Consider the following 19,824-nt stretch of genomic DNA (forward strand, 5'->3'; position numbering starts at 1 on the left):
TCCGACCGGTATGCGCCCATCCGGGGACTAGTTTTCCGGAAGTCGGGCCAAATCCCCCCAACGGGCCTAGGCTTGGGGAGATGAACCGTCCTGAGCCCGCTCAGCCGGGCACCACTCTCGCCTCCGCACGCCCCGCCGCCGAACTGCGCGAACGGGTCCGGAGGCTGGAGCCCGAGCTGATCGCCTTCCGCCGTGACCTGCACCGGCACCCGGAGCTGGGCCGTCAGGAGTTCCGCACCACCAACCTGCTGCGCGACCGGCTGGTGGCGGCGGGCCTGGAACCGCGGGTGCTGCCCGGCGGCACCGGCCTGCTGGTCGACATCGTGCCGCCCGGCACCGCCCCGGGCGGCGAGTTCCTGGCCTTCCGCGCCGACATCGACGCGCTGCCGATCGACGACGCCAAGACCGACGTGCCGTACCGCTCGACCGTCCCCGGCCGGGCCCACGCCTGCGGCCACGACGTGCACACCGCGGTGGTGCTCGGCACCGGCCTGGTGCTGGCCGAGGCCGTCCGCGACGGTGAGCTGCGCCGCCCGGTCCGGCTGGTCTTCCAGCCGGCCGAGGAGGTCATGCCGGGCGGTGCGCTGGACGTCATCAAGGCGGGCGGGATGGACGGCGTCGGCCGGATCTACGCGGTGCACTGCGACCCGAAGGTGGAGGTCGGCCGGATCGCCCTGCGGGTCGGAGCGATCACCTCGGCCTGCGACCGGCTGGTGCTGCACCTGGACGGCCCCGGCGGCCACACCGCCCGCCCGCACCTGACCACCGACCTGGTGACCGCGATCGCCCGGATGGCCGCCGACCTGCCGGGGGCGCTGGCCCGCCGGATGGACCCGCGCTGGGGCGTCAGCCTGGTCTGGGGCCGGATCGCCTCCGGTGCCGCGCCCAACGTCATCCCCCAGCACGCCGAGCTGGAGGGCACCGTCCGCTGCCTGGAGCTGGACGGCTGGCGCGAGGCGCCGGACCTGCTGCACGAGCTGATCGCCAAGTTCGCCGAGACCTACCGGGCCAAGTGGACGCTGGACTACCACCGCGGGGTGCCGCCGGTGGTCAACGAGGCGGTCTCGGTCGCCCGGCTGGAGGCGGCGATGACCGCCCGGTTCGGCGGCGGAGGCGAGGGTCACGAGCCGACCGGCGGACCGGGCGGCGCCGAGGTGGTGGAGGGCACCGAACAGAGCCTGGGCGGCGAGGACTTCTCCTGGTACCTGGAGCACGCCCCGGGCGCGCTGGCCCGGCTGGGCGTCCGTGCCCCTGGCGACAGCACCGTCCGCGACCTCCACCAGGGCCGGTTCGACGTTGACGAGCGGGCGATCGGCGTGGGCGTGGAGCTCTTCTCGACGCTGGCCCTGGAGGACGGCGGGATCTGACCGCTCCCGGGGGTATGTGGTCGACCCGTGAGCGGGTCGTCGAGATCCGGAGTGCCGGAACGGTTCCGTAAACTGGGCCGGACCAAGACTCGGATCACCGTCCGCGCACGGGAAAAGAGCCTTCGGTGGGGCCTCAGACCACGGTTTGATAACAACCCGAATGCTCCGGCAGCCCGTAACCCAACCGTGTTCTACGCGCGTTACGGTGGCGTCCGACCACGCTAAACGGGTGCGTGTGAGAAGGAGATACTCCCTTGCGCCGTTCAATGAAGCTCGCCGCGGTTGTGCTCTCGGGTTCCCTGGGCATGGCCTCGCTCGCCGCTTGCGGCGCAAAGAGCACTGACACCAACGCCTCCTCCGGGTCGTCCTCCGACGCCCTCAAGGTCGGTATGGCCTACGACATCGGCGGCCGTGGCGACCAGTCCTTCAACGACTCCGCCGCGCGCGGTCTGGACAAGGCCAAGGCCGACCTGGGCGTCAACGTCACCGAGGCCGAGGCCAAGACCGGTGAGGCCGAGGCCGACAAGGAGACCCGCCTGAAGAACCTGATCGACGGTGGCTACAAGACCATCGTCGCCGTCGGGTTCGTGTACCAGCAGGCGGTCGACAAGGTCGCGAAGGACAACCCGAACGTCAAGTTCGCGATCATCGACTCGAACGACAAGGACCAGCCGGCCAACGTCACCTCGCTGCTCTTCGCCGAGCAGGAGGGTTCGTACCTCGCCGGTGTCGCCGCTGCCAACAAGTCGAAGGCCCACCACATCGGCTTCATCGGTGGTGTGCAGTCCGAGCTGATCAAGAAGTTCGAGGCCGGTTACAAGGCGGGCGCCAAGTCCGTCGACCCGAACATCCAGATCGAGACGACCTACCTCACCACGCCCCCGGACTTCTCCGGCTTCAACTCGCCCGACAAGGGCAAGGAGGCCGCCCAGGGCCAGCTCGACAAGGGCGCGGACGTCATCTACTCCGCCGCCGGCTCCTCCGGCAACGGCGCCATCGAGGCCGTCGCCAACGCGGGCAAGTGGGCCATCGGTGTCGACTCCGACCAGGCCAGCCAGCCGGCCCTGGCGAAGTTCAAGAACAACATCCTGACCTCGATGGTCAAGAACGTCGACAACGCGGTCTACGCGTACATCGACTCGGTCAAGAAGGGCACGCCGTTCACCGGCATCAAGCTCTTCGACCTGAAGGCCAACGGTGTCTCGCTCGCCACCACCGGCGGCAAGATCGACGACATCCAGGACAAGCTGAAGGCCGCCGGCGACGCCATCACCAGCGGCGCCACCACCATCCCGACCGCGCCGACCTCCTGAGGTCCGCGCGTCTCGGACGCGACCTGCGCCTGCCGCCTGCCCGGTAGCGCGACGATCGACACAGTTCACGGGAGGGGCCCGGCAGGGTGCGCTCAACGCGTACCCCCGGGCCCCGTTCCGTCCCCCCGTATCCCCCCTTGGCCCTCCGAGCGCAACGACGCGCCTCCAGACCACCAGGAGATCGCCATCACCGCATCAGACCCCGTCCCCCTGCGCAAGGACGGCACCCCCAGCGCGGGGACGGCGACAGCGGCCGTCGAACTGCGCGGCATCACCAAGCGCTTCCCCGGCGTCGTGGCCAACCACGACATCAACCTCACCGTCCGCACCGGCACCGTGCACGCCCTGATGGGTGAGAACGGCGCAGGCAAGTCGACGCTGATGAAGATCCTCTACGGCATGCAGCGGCCGGACGAGGGCACCATCGCGATCAACGGCGAGCAGTGCGAGTTCCACACCCCCGGCGACGCCATCGCCCGCGGCATCGGCATGGTGCACCAGCACTTCATGCTCGCCGACAACCTCACCGTGCTGGAGAACGTCGTCCTCGGCGGCGAGAAGCTCCACGGCATCGGTGCGAAGGCGAAGGCGAAGATCAAGGAGATCTCCGACCAGTACGGCCTGGGCGTGCGCCCGGACGCCCTGGTCGAGGACCTCGGCGTCGCCGACCGCCAGCGCGTCGAGATCCTCAAGGTGCTGTACCGCGGCGCCAAGATCCTGATCCTCGACGAGCCCACGGCCGTCCTCGTCCCGCAGGAGGTCGACGCGCTGTTCGACAACCTGCGCGAGCTCAAGTCCGAGGGCGTCACGGTCATCTTCATCTCGCACAAGCTGCACGAGGTGCTGGCCGTGGCCGACGCGATCAGCGTCATCCGGCGCGGCACCACGGTCGGCGACGCCGACCCGAAGGCGGTCACCGCCCGTCAGCTGGCCGAGATGATGGTCGGCGCCGAGCTGCCCTCCCCGGAGAGCCGCGAGTCGACCGTCACCACCACGGAGATGCTCAGGGTCGAGGACCTGCGGATCGCCAAGACCGACGCCGAGGGCATCGAGCGCGTCGTCCTGGACGACATCTCGCTGCGCATCCACAAGGGCGAGATCCTCGGCATCGCCGGTGTCGAGGGCAACGGCCAGGCGGAACTGGTCGAGGCCATCATGGGCATGCTGCCGCTGGACGGCGGCACCGTGACCCTGGACGGCAAGGACCTCTCCGGCACCCTCACCCGGGCCCGCCGCGAGGCCGGCATCGGCTACATCCCCGAGGACCGCCACAAGCACGGCCTGCTGCTGGAGGCCCCGCTCTGGGAGAACCGGATCCTCGGCCACGTCACCGAGCAGCCCAACTCCAGCGGTCTGCTGCTCAAGCCCGCCGCGGCCCGCGAGGACACCCTGCGGATCGTCCGGGACTACGACGTCCGCACCCCCGGCATCGAGGTCACCGCGGCCTCGCTCTCCGGTGGCAACCAGCAGAAGCTGATCATCGGCCGCGAGATGAGCCACCAGCCCAAGCTGCTGATCGCCGCTCACCCGACCCGCGGTGTGGACGTCGGTGCCCAGGCGCAGATCTGGGAGCACATCCGCTCCGCCCAGCGGGAGGGCCTGGCCGTCCTGCTGATCTCGGCCGACCTGGACGAGCTGATCGGCCTCTCCGACACCATCCGGGTCATCTACCGCGGCCGCCTGGTCGCCGACGCCGACCCGGCCACCGTCACCGCCGAGGACCTCGGCACCGCGATGACCGGTGCCGCCGCCGGCCACCTGGAGTCCGACCCGGAGGCCCTCGCCGAGGCGCAGGCTGTCGCCGCGGAGGGCACCGAGGCGGCGGACCAGCACCCGCACACCGACACCGCCGACAAGCCGCAGGCGGGGGAGTAACCCATGACCAGTCCCAACCCCGCCGCCAAGCGCAGCTTCGCGCAGCGGATCAGCGGTGAGCGGATCGTGCTCGCACTGGCCGCGCCGGTGCTCGCGGTCGTGCTGTCCGTCGCGATCTGCTCCGTCCTGCTGGCGACCTCGGGCAAGAACCCGTTCGACGCGTGGAACGTGATGATCACGTACGCCACCAAGTCGGACGGCCAGGTGGCGATCCTCAACCGCTCCACCACGTACTACCTGGCCGCCGCGGCCGCCGCGTTCGGGTTCCGGATGAACCTGTTCAACATCGGCGTCGAAGGCCAGTACCGGCTCGCGGCGCTGTTCGCGGCCTTCGTCGGCGCCCAGGTCGACCTGCCGTCGTTCATCCAGATCCCGCTGCTTCTGGTCACCGCCATGCTGGTCGGCGGTCTGTACGCGAGCATCGCCGGTCTGCTGAAGGTCTACCGCGGGGTCAGCGAGGTCATTTCGACCATCATGCTGAACTCGATCTCGGTCGCGATCGTCGGCCTGCTGCTCGTCCCCGGCGTCTTCGCGCCGAAGGTGAGCGGCACGAGCAACTCGATCCAGACCGAGCAGGTCTCGGACTCCAGTCACTTCTTCACGCTCCCGACCGCGGGTGGCGACCTCTGGGGCTTCCTCTTCATCGCCGTCCTGGTGGGCGTGCTGTTCCAGTTCACCCTGACCCGCACCCGTTTCGGCTTCGACCTGCGGGCCACCGGCCGCTCCGAGGCCGCCGCGACCGCGTCCGGCGTGAACGTCAAGAAGATGGTCGTCATCTCGATGGTGGTCTCCGGCGCGATCGCCGGTCTGATCGGCCTGCCCGAGCTGCTGCAGAACTCGTACTACTACGGGCAGAGCTTCCAGAGCGGCCTCGGCTTCCTGGGCATCGCAATCGCCCTGCTCGGCCGGAACAGCCCGATCGGCATGGCCTTCGCCGCGCTGCTGTTCGCGTTCCTGGACGCCACCGGCAACCAGCTGCCGCTGCCGCAGAACGGGGCCTTCCCGTTCGAGATCGTCGCGGTCATGCAGGGCACCATCGTCATCTGCGTCGTCGTCGCGTACGAGCTGGTGCGCCGCTACGGCCTGAAGCGCCAGCAGCAGAAGGTCGGCGCCCAGCTCGCCGCCCAGGCCGCGGCCACTGAGAAGAAGGAGGTGTCCGCGTGAGCACCGCCACCGCTGCTCGTCCGAAGGCGCCGGGCGCACCCGCGAAGAAGCACAAGGTGTCCTGGCCGGTCGTCCTGCTCCTGATCGCGGGCGCCCTGGTCCTGTTCGCCGCCGTGGGCATGGCCACCGGCAACCACTCGCTGACCTCCTCCGGTCAGGTCTCCGCCGCGCTCGGCGCCGCCGTGCCGATCGGCATGGCCGGTCTGGGCGGTCTCTGGTCCGAGCGGGCCGGCGTGGTCAACATCGGCCTCGAAGGCATGATGGTCGCCGGCACCTTCTGCGGTGCCTGGGCCGGTTACCTGGTCAACCCGTGGGTCGGTCTGCTGGCCGGCATGCTCGGCGGCGCGCTCGGCGGTCTGCTGCACGCGATCATCACCGTCACCTTCGGCGTCGACCACATCGTCTCCGGCGTCGGCATCAACCTGCTGATCCCCGGCATCTGCGCGTACGTCAACCGGATCTACTACAAGGACTACATCGCGGTCGGTGCCGGGGCGAACCAGTCCCCGCCGGCGGATCCGCTGCCGTACATCACCGTTCCGGGGCTGTCCTCGGGCCTGAAGACCATCGAGAACCACCACTGGTTCCTGGTCTCCGACATCGCCGGCGTGCTCGGCGGCCTGGTCACCAACCTCTCGGTGGTCGTGGTGCTGGCCGCCGTGCTGATCGTGGCCAGCTACTTCCTGCTGTGGCGCACGGTGTTCGGCCTGCGGCTGCGCTCCTGCGGTGAGAACCCGACCGCGGCGGAGTCGCTGGGCGTCAACGTCTACAAGTACAAGTACCTGGCGGTCATCGCCTCCGGTGCCTTCGCGGGCCTCGGCGGTGCGTACCTCTCGCTGGTCGCCTCGCACTTCTACAAGGACGGCCAGACCCTGGGTCGTGGCTTCATCGGCCTCGCGGCGATGATCTTCGGCAACTGGATGCCCGGCGGTCTCGCCATGGGTGCCGGCCTGTTCGGCTTCACCGACAGCCTCCAGCTGCGCGACCCGGAGTCGGTCCACGTGCTGATCCTGACCGTCTCGATCGCCATGGCGCTGCTCGCCCTGTGGCAGCTGTACCGCCGCAAGTTCACCGCGACGGTGATCTCCCTCGTGGTGGCCGGCGGTCTGGGCGCCTGGTACGCGCTGACCGACGAGGTGCAGCGTCCGCTGATCGTCGCCACGCCGTACGTGATCACCCTGGTGGTGCTCTCGCTGGCCTCGCAGCGACTGCGGATGCCGAAGGCCGACGGCCAGATCTACCGCAAGGGCCAGGGCAAGTGACGGCCCTCGTGATCGACTGGGCGCGGCTGCGCGAGGCCGCGCGCGAGGCGATGGGCCACGCGTACGCCCCGTACAGCAAGTTCCCGGTCGGGGCGGCCGCGCTGGTGGACGACGGCCGGCTGGTCAGCGGCTGCAACGTGGAGAACGCCTCGTACGGGCTCGGGCTGTGCGCCGAGTGCGGGCTGGTGTCCGCGCTGCACGCCTCCGGCGGCGGCCGGCTGGTCGCCTTCACCTGCGTCGACGGCGCGGGCGAACTGCTGATGCCCTGCGGGCGTTGCCGCCAGCTGCTGTACGAGCACGGCGGCCCCGGGCTGCTGATCGAGCTGCCCTCCGGCGTGAAGCCGATGAGCGAGGTCCTGCCCGACGCGTTCGGGCCGGAGCGGCTCTAGCATCTGCAATTGTTACGCGCGTAGAGTGTCGCGAGTGGGCCGAAACCCGGTCATCTCGCGACACTCTTCGCTTTTGAACCCCCCTCTTGGAGCACGCATGGATGCCATCTCCGTCATCAGGACCAAGCGCGACCGCGGAGAGCTGAGCGACGCTCAGATCGACTGGGTCATCGACGCCTACACCCGCGGCGAGGTCGCCGACGAGCAGATGTCCGCGCTCGCCATGGCGATCCTGCTGAACGGCATGAAGCCGCACGAGATCAGCCGCTGGACCGAGGCGATGATCCGCTCGGGCGTCCGGATGGACTTCTCCTCGCTGCCGCTGCCCACCAGCGACAAGCACTCCACCGGCGGCGTCGGCGACAAGATCACCCTCCCGCTCGCCCCGCTGGTCGCCGCCTGCGGCGCCGCCGTCCCGCAGCTGTCCGGCCGCGGCCTCGGCCACACCGGCGGCACCCTGGACAAGCTGGAGTCCATCCCCGGCTGGCGCGCCCTGCTCTCCAACGACGAGATGATGGACGTGCTGCGCGACGCGGGCGCGGTCATCTGCGCGGCCGGCGACGGCCTCGCGCCCGCCGACAAGAAGCTGTACGCGCTGCGCGACGTCACCGGCACCGTCGAGGCCATCCCGCTGATCGCCTCCTCGATCATGTCCAAGAAGATCGCCGAGGGCACCGGCGCGCTGGTGCTGGACGTCAAGGTCGGCTCCGGCGCCTTCATGAAGAACATCGACGACGCCCGCGAGCTCGCCCGCACCATGGTCGGCCTGGGCACCACCGCCGGGGTCAACACCGTCGCCCTGCTCACCGACATGTCCACCCCGCTCGGCCTCACCGCGGGCAACGCGCTGGAGGTCCGCGAGTCCGTCGAGGTCCTGGCCGGCGGCGGCCCGGCCGACGTCGTCGAGCTCACCCTCGCGCTCGCCCGCGAGATGCTCGCCGCGGCCGGTGTGCACGGCAAGGACCCGGCCGACGCCCTGCGCGACGGCTCCGCGATGGACCACTGGCGCCGGATGATCTCCGCCCAGGGCGGCGACGTCGACGCCCCGCTCCCGGTCGCCCGCGAGCAGCACGTCATCCCGGCGCCCGCCTCCGGCGTGCTCACCGCGCTGGACGCCTACGCGGTCGGCGTCTGCGCCTGGCGCCTGGGCGCCGGCCGCGCCCGCAAGGAGGACCCGGTGCAGGCCGGCGCAGGTGTCGAGATGCACGCCAAGCCCGGCGACACCGTGGTGGCCGGTCAGCCCCTGCTGACCCTCCACACCGACACCCCGGAGCGCTACGACTACGCCATCGAGGCGCTGGCCGGCGGCATCGAGGTCAGCCCGGAGGGCACGGCGTTCACCCCGAACCCGATCGTGCTCGACCGCATCGCCTGAGGAACCTGAGGTCTGCTCACGTACGCCGGATCAGGCGTACGTGAGCAGACCGCTGGTGTCGATCGTCCAGGGACCGACGGCGATCTTGTCACCGAAGACGAACTTCTCGCGGGACTCGTAGCCAGGTTCCGAATGCACGATGCCGGTGCCTGTGCGGGGATCCACGAGCAGGTAGTACGGAATGCCCATGGCGGAGTAGTCGCGGACCTTGTTGAGGTAGTCGTTCTCAGGGTTGGACTTGGAGACGATTTCCACGGCGAGCAGGGCCTGGTGCGGGAGAACCGCAGACTGCTCGCTCGCCAAGACCGCCTCGGGGAAGACCATCAGATCCGGATTGCGCAGTTGACCGAGGCCGACGTCCACCAGGTCCGCACCGTGGTACGCGATATGGGTCGGGTGGGTCGTCGGCAACTGCGCATTGAGCTGTCTGGCGATGAGCAGTACAGCGAGTTCGTGTCGCATGACCGGCGACATCATCATGACGATCTCGCCCTCGGCGATCTCGACCTTCCCTATCCCCGGCACCTGCGGCAGCTGATCCGCGATCTCACGCAACCGGGCGAACACTGCAGGATCGACGCTCATATCCCGGAGTGTATCGGCGCCCGCTGTCAAGCGTCCGCGACCGCCCGCCTCGTGGTATGGGCCTGGTGGGTGGCGTACAGCGTCACCGCCGCGGCGAGGGTCATGGCGGTGAGGCCGACGGTGGCGGCGCCGGGCCAGCCGGTGGAGTGGTAGGCGTCGGCGCCGAGGGTGCCGCCCAGGCTGTTGCCGAGGTAGTAGGCGATCAGGTAGAGGGCGGAGGCCTGGGCGCGGCCCTCGGTGGCGGTGCGGCCGACGGCGGCGGAGGCGGTGGCGTGGCCGGCGAAGAAGCCGGCGGTGATCAGGACCAGGCCGAGCAGGGCGCAGGGCAGCGACTCGGCGAGCGAGAGCAGCAGGCCGGCGCCGGTGACGCCGATGGCGACGTAGAGGGCGCCGCGGCGGCCGAGCCGGGCGGAGAGGCGGCCGGCCGCGGCGGAGGTGCCGGTGCCGACCAGGTAGACCACGAAGATCGAGGCGGCGATCGACTCCGGCAGGTGGAACGGCGCGGCGATCAGCCGGTAGCCGACGGTGTTGTAGACGGCGCCGAACACCGCCATGAACAGCATCCCGAGCGCGTACAGCCGCACCAGCAGCGGGTTGCGCAGGTGCCGCCCGACCGTACGGGCGAGCGCGCGGGCGTCCACCGGGGCCGGGGTGAAGTGCCGGGCGGCGGGGATCAGCAGCCGGAAGGCGAGCGCGGCGAGCAGGGCGAGGGCGGCCGAGGCGGCCAGGCCCCAGCGCCAGCCGAGGGCGGCGGCGGTCCAGCCGGAGAGCAGCCGGCCGCCCATGCCGCCGATGCTGTTGCCGGCCACGTACAGGCCCATCGCGGAGGCCAGCGCGCTGGGGTGGACCTCCTCGGCGAGGTAGGCCATCGCGGTGGCGGGCAGGCCGGCGAGCGCGGCGCCCTGGACGACGCGCAGCGCGACGAGGGTGGTGAGGTCGGGCGCGAAGGGCAGGGCGACGGCGAGGGCGGAGGCGGCGAGGGTGGAGGCCGTCATCACCGCGGTGCGGCCGTACTTGTCGGACAGCGCGCTGGCGGGGAGCAGTCCGAGGGCGAGGCCGAGGGTGGCGGCGGAGGCCGTCCAGCTGGCCTGGCCGGGGGTGAGGTCGAGGTCGGCCGAGAGGACCGGCAGCAGGCCCTGGGTGGAGTAGAGGAGGACGAAGGTCGCGATCCCGGCGGCGAACAGGGCGAGGTTGGCGCGGCGGAAGTCGCGCTGGCCGGGGCGGTGGCGGTCGTCGTGGGCGAGGCCGAGGGCGCCGGGGGTGCGGGCGGTGGAGGCATCCGGGGCGGTGACGGATGCCCTGGTATCGGAGGGCTGCATGCCGTCGACGGTAGGCCCGGCGCGGTTGATGCGTCCAATGCATGAAGAGTGGATGATCGATGCGCTGGCGTATGAGTCGAGGTGAGGCGCGGATGACCGTGGCGGATGTGTCGGACGGAACGGAGCAGCGTTACCGGGCGGCCGAGTTGGGGCCGGACGAGCCGGCCGTGCTGCTGGCGCCCCGGCTGGCGCAGTTCGCCGCGGTGGCCCGGCTGGAGCACGTGACGCAGGCGGCGGCCCTGCTCGGTGTGCCCCAGCCGACGCTGTCGCGGGCGGTGGCCCGGCTGGAGGAGGAGCTGGGGGTGGACCTGCTGGCCCGTCAGGGCCGGACGGTCCGGCTGACCAGGGCGGGCCGGCTGCTGCTGGCCTCGGTGGAGCGGGCGTTGGCGGAGCTGGAGCGCGGGGCGGAGGCGGCCCGGGCGGAGGCGGACCCGGCGGCGGGACGGGTGGCCTTCGGCTTCCTGCACACGATGGGGCCGGATGCCGTTCCGGCGCTGCTGCGCGGGTTCCGGGCGGCGCACCCGCAGGTGCGGTTCCAGTTGGTGCAGGACTACGGCATGGCGATGCTGGAGCGTTTGCGGGCGGGCGAGTTGGACCTGTGCCTGGTGGCGCCGCTGCCGGACGACCCGGCCTTCACCGCCCGTCCGCTGGACGAGCAGCGGCTGCACCTGGTCGTCCCGGCGGACCACCGGCTGGCCGGGCGGCGGCGGATCCGGCTGGCGGAGGTGGCCGAGGAGCCGTTCGTCGGCCTGGAGCAGGGGTACGGGCTGCGCATGATCACGGACGGCTTCTGCGCCCAGGCCGGGTTCGTGCCCCGGCTGGCCTTCGAGGGGGAGGAGACCGAGACCCTGCGCGGGCTGGTGGCGGCGGGGCTGGGGGTGGCGCTGCTGCCGCCGGCCCTGGTGCCGCGGCCGGGGGTGGTGGAGCTGGAGGTGACCGCGCCGCGGACCCGGCGGGCGATCGGCCTGGCCTGGGCGACGGGCAGGCCGCTGACGCCGCCGGTGGCGGCGTTCCGGGACTTCGTGCTGTCCCGGCGGGGGCGGCTGCTGCACCACGACTGATCGGGGCCGTGACCGGTCCGGGCGGGGACCGGGCCGCCTCGGGACCGATCGGGGCGGGGACCGGCCCGGCCCGCGACCGGTTTGGTGGATCGTATGGACCGGGAGGAGGAATTCCGGGCGGACTTTGGACCATCCGGTGGTGTCCGCGGTAGGCGGTCTACGCGCGTAGGGGCTATATTTCCGCAATGGAGAAGCAGATCCCCGTCACCACCGCGGGCACGGGCCCGCGCATTCCCACCCCCGACCAGATCCGCCGCGCGCCGAAGGTCCTGCTGCACGACCACCTCGACGGCGGACTGCGTCCGGAGACCGTGGTCGAGCTCGCCGCCGCGACCGGCTACGAAGGGCTCCCCACCACCGACGTCAAGGAACTCGGCGAGTGGTTCCGCGAGGCCGCCGACTCCGGCTCGCTGGTCCGGTACCTGGAGACCTTCGCGCACACCTGCGCCGTCATGCAGACCCGCGAGGCCCTGATCAAGGTCGCCGCCGACTGCGCCGAGGACCTGGCCGCCGACGGCGTCGTGTACGCCGAGGTCCGCTACGCCCCCGAGCAGCACCTGGAGGGCGGCCTGACCCTGGACGAGGTCGTCGAGGCCGTCCAGGAGGGCTTCCGCCTCGGCGAGGCCAACGCCCGCGCCGCCGGCAACCGGATTCGCATCGGCACCCTGATCACCGCGATGCGGCACGCCGCCCGCTCGCAGGAGATCGCCGAACTGGCCAACCGCCACCGGGACCAGGGCGTCGTCGGCTTCGACATCGCGGGCGCCGAGGCCGGCTACCCCCCCACCCGTCACCAGGCCGCCTTCGACTACCTCAAGGGCGAGAACAACCACTTCACCATCCACGCGGGCGAGGCCTTCGGCCTGCCGTCGATCTGGGAGGCCCTGCAGTGCTGCGGCGCCGACCGCCTCGGCCACGGCGTGCGGATCGTGGACGACATCACGGTCAACGAGGACGGCAGCGTCGCGCTGGGCCGACTGGCCGCGTACGTGCGCGACAAGCGCATCCCGCTGGAGATGTGCCCGACGTCCAACCTCCAGACGGCGGCGGCCACTTCGTACGCCGAGCACCCGATCGGGCTGCTCAGCCGGCTGAAGTTCCGGGTCACCGTGAACACCGACAACCGGCTGATGAGCGGCACCAGCATGAGCCAGGAGTTCGGGCACCTGGTGGACGCCTTCGGCTACACGCTGGGCGACATGGAGTGGTTCACGGTGAACGCGATGAAGTCCGCGTTCCTGCCCTTCGACGAGCGACTGGCGATGATCAACGACGTGATCAAGCCGGGCTACGCGGAGCTCAAGGCGGAGTGGCTGTTCAGCGTGGGTACCGGCGGCAACTGAGCCGGCGCGCCCCGGGGGCCGGGTGAACGCCACTTCCTGGAAGGGGAGTTGGCGTTCATCCGACTAGTCACTCGGGTGAGTGAACGCCCTTTGGTTCTCGCGCGACCCTGTCACTACGGTGTGCCAGTCATTGCTGACAGGTCGTGGCGGCGGTCGCCCGCTCGCCGGACCGTGCGACGTCGGCCACCGACGAGAACCCAAGGGGACGAACCATGAAGCAGGCTCTCAAGGCCGCCGGCACCGCGGCGCTCGGCATCGCCATCGCGGCGGTCGGCGCCGGCACCGCCTCCGCGGCCGGCCAGGCGGCCGGCGGCCTCGGGCTGCCCACCGGCGCGGTGACGAACCCCGCGGTGACCGGTGCGGTCACCGACACCGCCGCCAAGCTGCCCGGCGGCGACAAGGTCGCCGGCACGCTCGGCACCCTGGCCCCGGCCGCCGGCCAGTCCGTGCCCGCCGGCGCCACCCCGATCGCCGGGGTCACCCAGCAGCGCGCCGGCGTCCCGTCCATCCCCGGCCTGGACAAGACCCCCGTCGGCGGGCTGACGGGCGTCCTGCCCGGCCTGGGCGGCTGATCCCGGCCACCGGCACCACGACGGGCCGCCCGCCCCCGGAGAACCCCGGGGGTGGGCGGCCCGTCGTCGTGCCCGCCCGTACGGCCTCACGGCTCCTGGGGGAGCAGCACCCACAGCGCGAGGTAGATCAGGAACTGCGGGCCGGGCAGCAGGCAGGAGAGCAGGAAGATCAGCCGGACGGTGAACGGCGCCATGCCGAAGCGCTCGGCGATCCCGGCGCAGACGCCGGCGATGACGCGGTTGTGACGGGGACGGGCGAGGCGCGCGCTCATGGGGACTCCTTGGCTTGCCGCCGGCCGGTCGGTCCGGCGGCGTACTTCCATGCTCCGCCGCCGACGGCCCCGAATCCTCCGCCCACCAGGCGATTCCCGACCCCGGCAGGTCACCGGGAAGACGTACGCCCTCGTCGGGGTCCGTCTCAGGGATGCCCCGGAGACCGGCGGGGTGCCGGGCGGCCCGGAGGCCTGCCCGGTCGGGAGCGTGCGGGTGCGGAGGGCCCGTTCACGGGGCCGTCCGACCCGGGGGATATGATTCCGCGGTCGCTGCTGGTGGGGGGCATTCGGCGGCGCCTGCACGGCCTCAACAGGCCCCTCACGCCTGCGATTTCGCACTCTTTCCGGGTTACGCCCGAATTCCTCCGTGAGGTTCCCTTGCGCAACCAGCCCCGCAGAATCCTCGCCGCGGCCGCCACGGCCGCCCTGGTCTCCGGCGTCGCCCTGGCCTCGGCTCCGGCCGCCCTCGCTGCCCCGACGGCCGCCGGTGCGACCCCGGGCACCCAGGGCGCCTCGTCCACCTCGCCGGTCCTGGTCACCACGAGCGCCTTCCCGGCCGTGCTCAGGGCGGGCACCTCGGTCGAGTTCACCTCGACCCTCAGGAACACCGCCGACCACCAGATGGAGGCGACGACCGCCTTCAGCTTCTCGACGGTCCGCGGCAGCGGCCCCCGGCCGAGCCAGCTCAAGCTGGAGTACCAGCGCCCCGGCAGCACGCAGTGGCAGGACGCCAGGGCCACCAACACCGACGCCGGCGGGTTCTGGGAGCTGGACGAGTTCGCCGACCGGCTGCACCTGGCGGCCGGTGCCGAGGCCACCTACCGGCTGCGGCTGACCCTCACCGCCGACGCCGCCCCCGGCCCGGCCTCCGCCGGCCTCCTCGCGATGGTCTCGGACCCCACCCTCCCCCCGGAGCAGCGCACCACCCAGGCCTGGGGCAGCACCCCGTTCTTCACCGTCGAGAGCAGCACCCCCACCCCGGCGCCCACGCCCGCCGCCACGGTGGACGTCAGGCTCGACGGGGTCCCCGCAGTCTTCACGGCGGGCGCGCAGGCGAAGCCGCTCACATTGGTGATGACCAACAACAGCGGCAGGGACCTCCGGATCGTGCCCACGCTGGTGTTCCAGGGGCAGACCGTCCTCCCCTACGAGACCGTCAGGTTCGAGTTCCAGGGCCCGGACGGCGCCTGGGTGGAGAGCACCTCCGGAGGCAGCTCGGACCACCCCACCTGGCAGTACCGGGAGCTGCGGACGGGCGACAAGGACAGCGCGGTCATCAGCCTGCCGAAGGGCGGGACCAGGACGATCAACCTCCGGCTGGCGTTCACCAAGGACGCCCCGGCCCTCGCCGAGTCCCTGGTCGCCGTCGCGGGCACCCTGCCCGGTGCCGGTGAGAGCCCGGCCGCGGCGGCCGGCCCGAAGGCCGACTTCAACATCGTGGGCCCGGCGGCCACCACCGGCACTCCGGCGCCCACCGCGCCCGCCACCGGCACGGTCCCGCCCGCCGCCGACCCGTCCACCGCCCCCGCCGCCGTCCCGGCCGCGCAGGTCACCACCGGCGCGCCGAGCCCGGCGGCCGACACCGTGCGGGCCGCCGCCGCGGCCCCGGCCGCCGTGACCACCACCCGGCTCGCCTCCACCGGCGGCGGCTCCTCCGCCGCCCCGATGGCCATCACCGGCGCGACCGCGATCGCCCTCGGCATCGGCACCCTCGTGGTGGCCCGCCGCCGCGACGGCGCCCAGGGCGCCCGCGACTGAACCCCGGTACGGCCGAAGGCCCGCCCGTCACCCGCTGCGGAGCGGGGACGGCCGGGCCCTCGGCTTCGTGCGGTGGCTCAGCCGGCCGGCTGCTGCGGCGGCTGCGGCTGGGCGTACGGGTTGTCCGGCACCGGCTGGGCCGGCGTGCCCGGCTGGTAGGGCGAGGCGCCCTGCGGCGGCACGGGCCGGCCGAGCTGGCCGGCAACCGGGGCGTTCGGGGCGACCGGGGCGACCGGGGCGTTCGGGTTGAACGCGGCCGGCTGAGCGGCACCGGGGGCGTAGGGCGCGTTCGGGTTGTACGGCGCGTTCGGGTCGTACGCCCCGGCCGGCGGGGTCGGCCGGTTCTTCTCGTTGCTCCGCTCGACGACCGCCTTCACCGTGGCGACGATCATGGCGACCGGCAGGATCAGCGCCTGGTAGAAGATCCGGTAGGTGGTGCCCTCGAACTCGAACGCGAGGTAGTAGGCGTAACCCGCGAACGCGATGCCGACGAGGATGTTGATGATCCGCAGACCGGCCTTCAGGCCGCGGAGCGGCAGTACGCCGAGGACCACCATGGTGAGGCCGCTGAACGCCAGCAGGACGACGTACCAGGAGAACACCGGATCGGCGCTGAAGTCGAGATTGTTCAAGGAGGTTTCCTGTGGGAGCAGAAGAACGGCGGGAGCCGCCCGGGGACGAGAGCGCACAGTACTGGAGGCGACCGACATCCGTCGTCGCCTTTTCATCACGGTGTCGTTGCGCTGCGACCGCGCTGCGCCGGACGGTAACTGACGAGGTGGGAAATGACCGGTCATGAGGTGCTGCGGGTCTTTTGCGGGCCGGACGGGCGGCACGGCAACGCGCTCGGGGTCGTGCGGGACGGTGCAGCCGTGCCCGGGCGGGCGGCGCGGCAGGAGCTCGCGCGTGAACTCGGCTTCAGCGAGACGGTGTTCGTCGACGACCCGGAGCGCGGGGAGATCGACATCTACACGCCGAGCGTGCGCCTGCCGTTCGCGGGCCACCCGTGCGTGGGGGCCGCCTGGCTGCTCGGGGTCGGGCAACTGGTCACCGCCGCCGGGGTGGTGGCCGTCCGGCACGAGGGCGGGCTGACCCGGATCCAGGCGCGCCCGGAGTGGGCCCCGGGGCGGACCCTGCGGCAGTACGGTTCGGCGGCCGAGGTGGAGGCGCTGGAAGTGCCGCCGCCGGGCGAGTGGATCTACGCCTGGGCGTGGCAGGACGAGACGGCCGGTACGGTCCGGGCGCGGGCCTTCCCCGGACGGGGCGACGGGATCGACGAGGACGAGGCGACCGGGGCGGCCGCCCTGCTGCTGGCGGGGCACCTCGGACGGGCGCTGACCATCACCCAGGGCCGGGGTTCCCAGCTGATGGCGGGCCCCCGCCCGGGCGGGCTGGTCGAGGTCGGCGGCCGGGTGGTGCCCGCGGGGGCGTAGACCCGAGCCGGAGCGTGTCGGGTCAGGAGCGTCCGGGGGCGAGCGGGCGACTGGCCCGCCCCGAGCCGAAGGGCGCGCCGATGCCGAAAGGGAGAAGCGAGGGAGCGACGGAGGAGAGAGGGAGCGCCGACCGTCGGTGTCGGGTCAGGAGCGTCCGGGGGCGAGCGGGCGACTGGCCGTCGGCTCCGCGTAGGCGCGCGGCCGGGCCGTGGGCGCGACCGCCACGGTGGGGGCGACGGTGGCGGGCACCGGCGGGACGGCCAGGGCGGACGCCCGCGGGGTCCGCGGCTCGGGCCGGTGGGCCAGCAGCAGGTGGCGCAGGCCGGGCACCAGGGCGAGGTGGATGATCACCACGCCGAGCACGGCGAACAGTATGTGGTCCACGTTGAGCACGTGTCCGGGCGTCCAGGAGGAGAGGAACTCCAGGCCGGTCGCCAGCAGCGCGGAGGCGCCCGTGGTGCGAAGGAAGGACGGGAGCCAGGGGGCCTGAATCCGGCCGCCGGCCAGCGGGAGCAGGACGCCGAGCGGGGCGAGCAGCAGGAACTCGCCGACCACCTGCCAGGTGGTGGAGGAGCGGAGCGAGGCCAGCGGAGTCAGGTTGGCGTCGTACACCCAGGCCACCGGCAGCGGTCTGAGCACCAGCCAGAGCACCAGCGTCAGGTGGAGGGCCAGGCCCGCCAGTCCGACCAGCCGGAGGGGACGGTGAACGGCCGCCGTCGCCCTGGTCTGGGTCCGTGCGCCGGAACGCCCGCCATCTCGCTGCACGGGGGGAAGGACGTGGGCCGGGGGCGCGCCGGTTCCCTCCCGGACGTGAACATTCCAGGGCGCGCCCCCGTTTCCCCCTCCGCGGGCCCCGCTCTCGGGCATGCCTCAGCGGCAGGGCGCAGCCGTCGGCACCGCGCTGAACGCGTTGTCCGGCGGCGGCGAGCCGGGTGCCACCGGGGTCGGCGAGGGGCTCGGAGCGGCGCTCCTGGCGGCGCCGCGGGCCGGGGTGAGGGTCGGGACCGGTCCGGTCGGGGTGGCCAGGGCGGTCGGTATGTGCGGGGCGGTCGGGCAGGCCGTCCGGCTGGCGGGCGCGCCGGCGTCGACCGGTACGGCGGTCGGCCGGATGCCGCAGCCGGAGGCCAGTGCGAGCAGGAGCAGCACGCCGGCGGTGCGGCGCAGGGTGGTGCGGGTGGGGGAGGTCACGTGGCGTCCTTGTGCTCGTCGTCGCCGGTGGGGCCGCTCTCGGCCCCGCCCGCGGACGGCGGCGGTGGCGGGGTCAGCGGCAGGGTGAGGGTGAACACCGCGCCGACCTCCCCGTTCGCCGCCGTGATCGTCCCCCCGTGGATCTGGGCGTTGGCCATCGCGATGGACAGCCCCAGGCCGCTGCCCTCCGAGCGGGCCCGCCCCCGGTCGGCCTTGTAGAAGCGGTCGAAGACGTGCGGCAGCACGTCCTCGGGGATGCCGGGGCCGCTGTCGGAGACCTCGACCACGACCGAGTCCTCGGTCTGCCGGACCTTGACCCGAACCGGCGAGCCGCCGTGCTTGAGGGCGTTGCCGATCAGGTTGGCGAAGACCACGTCGAGCCGGCGCGGGTCGACCACGGCCAGGATGCCGCGCGGGGCGTCCAGCTCGACCGCGTCGTACCAGGCCCGGCCGTCGATGCAGGACATGATCAGGTCGGCGACGTCCACCTCGTCGGCGACCAGCTTGGCGGTGCCCGCATCGAAGCGGGTGACCTCCATCAGGTTCTCCACCAGGTCGGACAGCCGCCGGGTCTCGCTGACCACCAGCCGGACGGCCGGTTCGATCATCGGGTCCAGCGACTCGGCCTCGTCCTCCAGGATGTCGGTCACCGCGGTCATCGCGGTCAGCGGGGTGCGCAGCTCGTGCGACATGTCGGCGACGAACCGCCGGCTCTGCGCCTCGCGCGCGCTCAGCTCCTCGACCTGCTCGTGCAGCGACTCCGCGGCCCGGTTGAACGTCCGCGCCAGGTCGGCGAGTTCGTCGGAGCCCTCGACCTCCAGCCGGGTGTCCAGGTGCCCCTCGCCGAGCCGCTTGGCGGCCTCGCCGAGCCGCTTGACCGGCCGCAGCACGGTCGCCGAGGCGGCCTGGGCGAGCAGTGCCGAGCCGATCAGCGCCAGCAGCGTGGCGATGGCCAGGGACCAGCCCAGCGTGTTGAGGTCGGCCCGCTCGTTCTCCAGCGACTTGAACATGTACGCCGTCGGACCGTTCGGCAGCACCTTGGTGCCGCCGATCACGAACGGGCGGCCCTCCAGGTTCTGCCGCTGCCAGTACAGGTGGTACGGGTACGGGTTGCTCTCGGTGACCTCGCGCGGCTTGGCGACGGTGGACTGCAGCGCCGTCGGGACGTCGGCCAGGGTGAAGTGCGTCGGGTCGGAGGAGGCCGGGCACTCCGGGTGCGCCCCGTCGACCACGACCACGTCGTAGGTCAGGCCGGAGCTCGCCACGGTGGAGGCCAGCGCGGCGAGCTCCGGACAACTGGCGTTCAGCGGCAGGTCGGAGACGTTGCGGCTGAGCGAGACCCGGAAGTCGTTCAGCGCGGTGTCCTGCGCGCGCTTGAGCACCGCGTCGCGGTTCAGCCAGTACGCGATGCCGGAGGCCGAGACGGCGGCGAGCAGCGCGACGGCCGCGAACACCGCGATCAGCCGCACCCGCAAGGAGCGCAGCCGCCGCCACCGGCCGGACGAGAACCGCCGGGCAGTCTGCTGATGGTCAGTCACAAGAGCCTGT

General features: G+C 72.3%; 19 protein-coding genes. 12 read left to right on the forward strand and 7 right to left on the reverse strand.

Translation table 11 applies throughout. The features are described 5' to 3' along the window. The first annotated feature begins 80 nt into the window (after positions 1-80). The 7 genes from ACIRVF_RS03190 (at position 81) to ACIRVF_RS03220 (ending at position 8,745) form a co-directional block, all read left to right on the forward strand. Entirely contained in the window at positions 81-1,367 is a 1,287-nt protein-coding gene (locus ACIRVF_RS03190; RefSeq protein WP_402812805.1) for an amidohydrolase, read from the forward strand. A gap of 254 nt (positions 1,368-1,621) precedes the next feature. Further along, complete coding sequence (locus tag ACIRVF_RS03195) at positions 1,622-2,680, forward strand: BMP family protein (protein WP_402812808.1); 1,059 nt, start codon at positions 1,622-1,624, stop codon at positions 2,678-2,680. 210 nt (positions 2,681-2,890) lie between these two features. Continuing rightward, positions 2,891-4,555 (forward strand): ABC transporter ATP-binding protein, encoded by a 1,665-nt coding sequence (locus tag ACIRVF_RS03200; protein ID WP_402812988.1) that lies wholly within the window; start codon positions 2,891-2,893, stop codon positions 4,553-4,555. A 3-nt stretch (positions 4,556-4,558) separates the two neighbouring features. Further along, a complete protein-coding gene (locus ACIRVF_RS03205) occupies positions 4,559-5,719 on the forward strand; it encodes an ABC transporter permease (RefSeq protein WP_402812811.1) in 1,161 nt (386 codons plus the stop codon). Continuing rightward, positions 5,716-6,981, forward strand: a complete 1,266-nt coding sequence (locus ACIRVF_RS03210; RefSeq protein WP_402812814.1) for an ABC transporter permease — start codon at positions 5,716-5,718, stop codon at positions 6,979-6,981. The genes ACIRVF_RS03205 and ACIRVF_RS03210 overlap by 4 nt, the downstream gene beginning before the upstream one ends. Beyond that, positions 6,978-7,370 (forward strand): cytidine deaminase, encoded by a 393-nt coding sequence (locus ACIRVF_RS03215; protein ID WP_402812817.1) that lies wholly within the window; start codon positions 6,978-6,980, stop codon positions 7,368-7,370. Before ACIRVF_RS03210 ends, ACIRVF_RS03215 begins: the two co-directional genes overlap by 4 nt. A gap of 97 nt (positions 7,371-7,467) precedes the next feature. After that, positions 7,468-8,745 (forward strand): thymidine phosphorylase, encoded by a 1,278-nt coding sequence (locus tag ACIRVF_RS03220; protein WP_402812819.1) that lies wholly within the window; start codon positions 7,468-7,470, stop codon positions 8,743-8,745. A gap of 30 nt (positions 8,746-8,775) precedes the next feature. On the opposite strand, the gene ACIRVF_RS03225 is transcribed toward ACIRVF_RS03220, so the two are convergent. Continuing rightward, the gene (locus ACIRVF_RS03225; protein WP_402812822.1) at positions 8,776-9,330 is read right to left on the reverse strand and encodes a Uma2 family endonuclease; all 555 of its coding nucleotides are present in this window, start codon (positions 9,328-9,330) and stop codon (positions 8,776-8,778) included. Between the two features lie 26 nt (positions 9,331-9,356). Next, positions 9,357-10,649 carry an MFS transporter gene (locus ACIRVF_RS03230; RefSeq protein ID WP_402812824.1) on the reverse strand — a complete coding sequence of 431 codons (1,293 nt, stop codon included), beginning with the start codon at positions 10,647-10,649 and terminating at the stop codon, positions 9,357-9,359. Positions 10,650-10,741: 92 nt separating this feature from the next. On the opposite strand from ACIRVF_RS03230, the gene ACIRVF_RS03235 reads away from it, so the two are divergent. The 3 genes from ACIRVF_RS03235 to ACIRVF_RS03245 all read left to right on the forward strand — a co-directional run bounded on the left by ACIRVF_RS03235 (position 10,742) and on the right by ACIRVF_RS03245 (position 13,625). Beyond that, complete coding sequence (locus ACIRVF_RS03235) at positions 10,742-11,710, forward strand: LysR family transcriptional regulator (protein ID WP_402812826.1); 969 nt, start codon at positions 10,742-10,744, stop codon at positions 11,708-11,710. 185 nt (positions 11,711-11,895) lie between these two features. After that, on the forward strand, positions 11,896-13,053 hold the full coding sequence (locus ACIRVF_RS03240; protein WP_402812828.1) for an adenosine deaminase: 1,158 nt from the start codon (positions 11,896-11,898) through the stop codon (positions 13,051-13,053). A 212-nt stretch (positions 13,054-13,265) separates the two neighbouring features. Further along, positions 13,266-13,625: a hypothetical protein gene (locus ACIRVF_RS03245; protein WP_402812830.1), complete on the forward strand. Its 360-nt coding sequence runs from the start codon at positions 13,266-13,268 to the stop codon at positions 13,623-13,625. A gap of 86 nt (positions 13,626-13,711) precedes the next feature. On the opposite strand, the gene ACIRVF_RS03250 is transcribed toward ACIRVF_RS03245, so the two are convergent. Further along, positions 13,712-13,897, reverse strand: a complete 186-nt coding sequence (locus tag ACIRVF_RS03250; RefSeq protein WP_402812832.1) for a PspC domain-containing protein — start codon at positions 13,895-13,897, stop codon at positions 13,712-13,714. Between the two features lie 378 nt (positions 13,898-14,275). Between ACIRVF_RS03250 and ACIRVF_RS03255 the strand changes: the two genes are divergently transcribed. Next, complete coding sequence (locus tag ACIRVF_RS03255; protein WP_402812835.1) at positions 14,276-15,655, forward strand: hypothetical protein; 1,380 nt, start codon at positions 14,276-14,278, stop codon at positions 15,653-15,655. A gap of 77 nt (positions 15,656-15,732) precedes the next feature. On the opposite strand, the gene ACIRVF_RS03260 is transcribed toward ACIRVF_RS03255, so the two are convergent. Next, positions 15,733-16,287 carry a hypothetical protein gene (locus tag ACIRVF_RS03260; RefSeq protein WP_402812837.1) on the reverse strand — a complete coding sequence of 185 codons (555 nt, stop codon included), beginning with the start codon at positions 16,285-16,287 and terminating at the stop codon, positions 15,733-15,735. A gap of 153 nt (positions 16,288-16,440) precedes the next feature. Between ACIRVF_RS03260 and ACIRVF_RS03265 the strand changes: the two genes are divergently transcribed. Beyond that, positions 16,441-17,088: a PhzF family phenazine biosynthesis protein gene (locus ACIRVF_RS03265; protein ID WP_402812840.1), complete on the forward strand. Its 648-nt coding sequence runs from the start codon at positions 16,441-16,443 to the stop codon at positions 17,086-17,088. 144 nt (positions 17,089-17,232) lie between these two features. On the opposite strand, the gene ACIRVF_RS03270 is transcribed toward ACIRVF_RS03265, so the two are convergent. The 3 genes from ACIRVF_RS03270 to ACIRVF_RS03280 form a co-directional block, all read right to left on the reverse strand. Further along, positions 17,233-17,853 (reverse strand): VanZ family protein, encoded by a 621-nt coding sequence (locus ACIRVF_RS03270; RefSeq protein ID WP_402812842.1) that lies wholly within the window; start codon positions 17,851-17,853, stop codon positions 17,233-17,235. Positions 17,854-17,958: 105 nt separating this feature from the next. Continuing rightward, a complete protein-coding gene (locus ACIRVF_RS03275; protein WP_402812844.1) occupies positions 17,959-18,276 on the reverse strand; it encodes a hypothetical protein in 318 nt (105 codons plus the stop codon). Next, on the reverse strand, positions 18,273-19,814 hold the full coding sequence (locus tag ACIRVF_RS03280) for an ATP-binding protein (protein ID WP_402812846.1): 1,542 nt from the start codon (positions 19,812-19,814) through the stop codon (positions 18,273-18,275). The genes ACIRVF_RS03275 and ACIRVF_RS03280 overlap by 4 nt, the downstream gene beginning before the upstream one ends. Between the last annotated feature and the right edge of the window lie 10 nt (positions 19,815-19,824).

It is taken from the genome of Kitasatospora sp. NPDC101157 (genome assembly GCF_044768255.1).
GTDB lineage: Bacteria > Actinomycetota > Actinomycetes > Streptomycetales > Streptomycetaceae > Kitasatospora.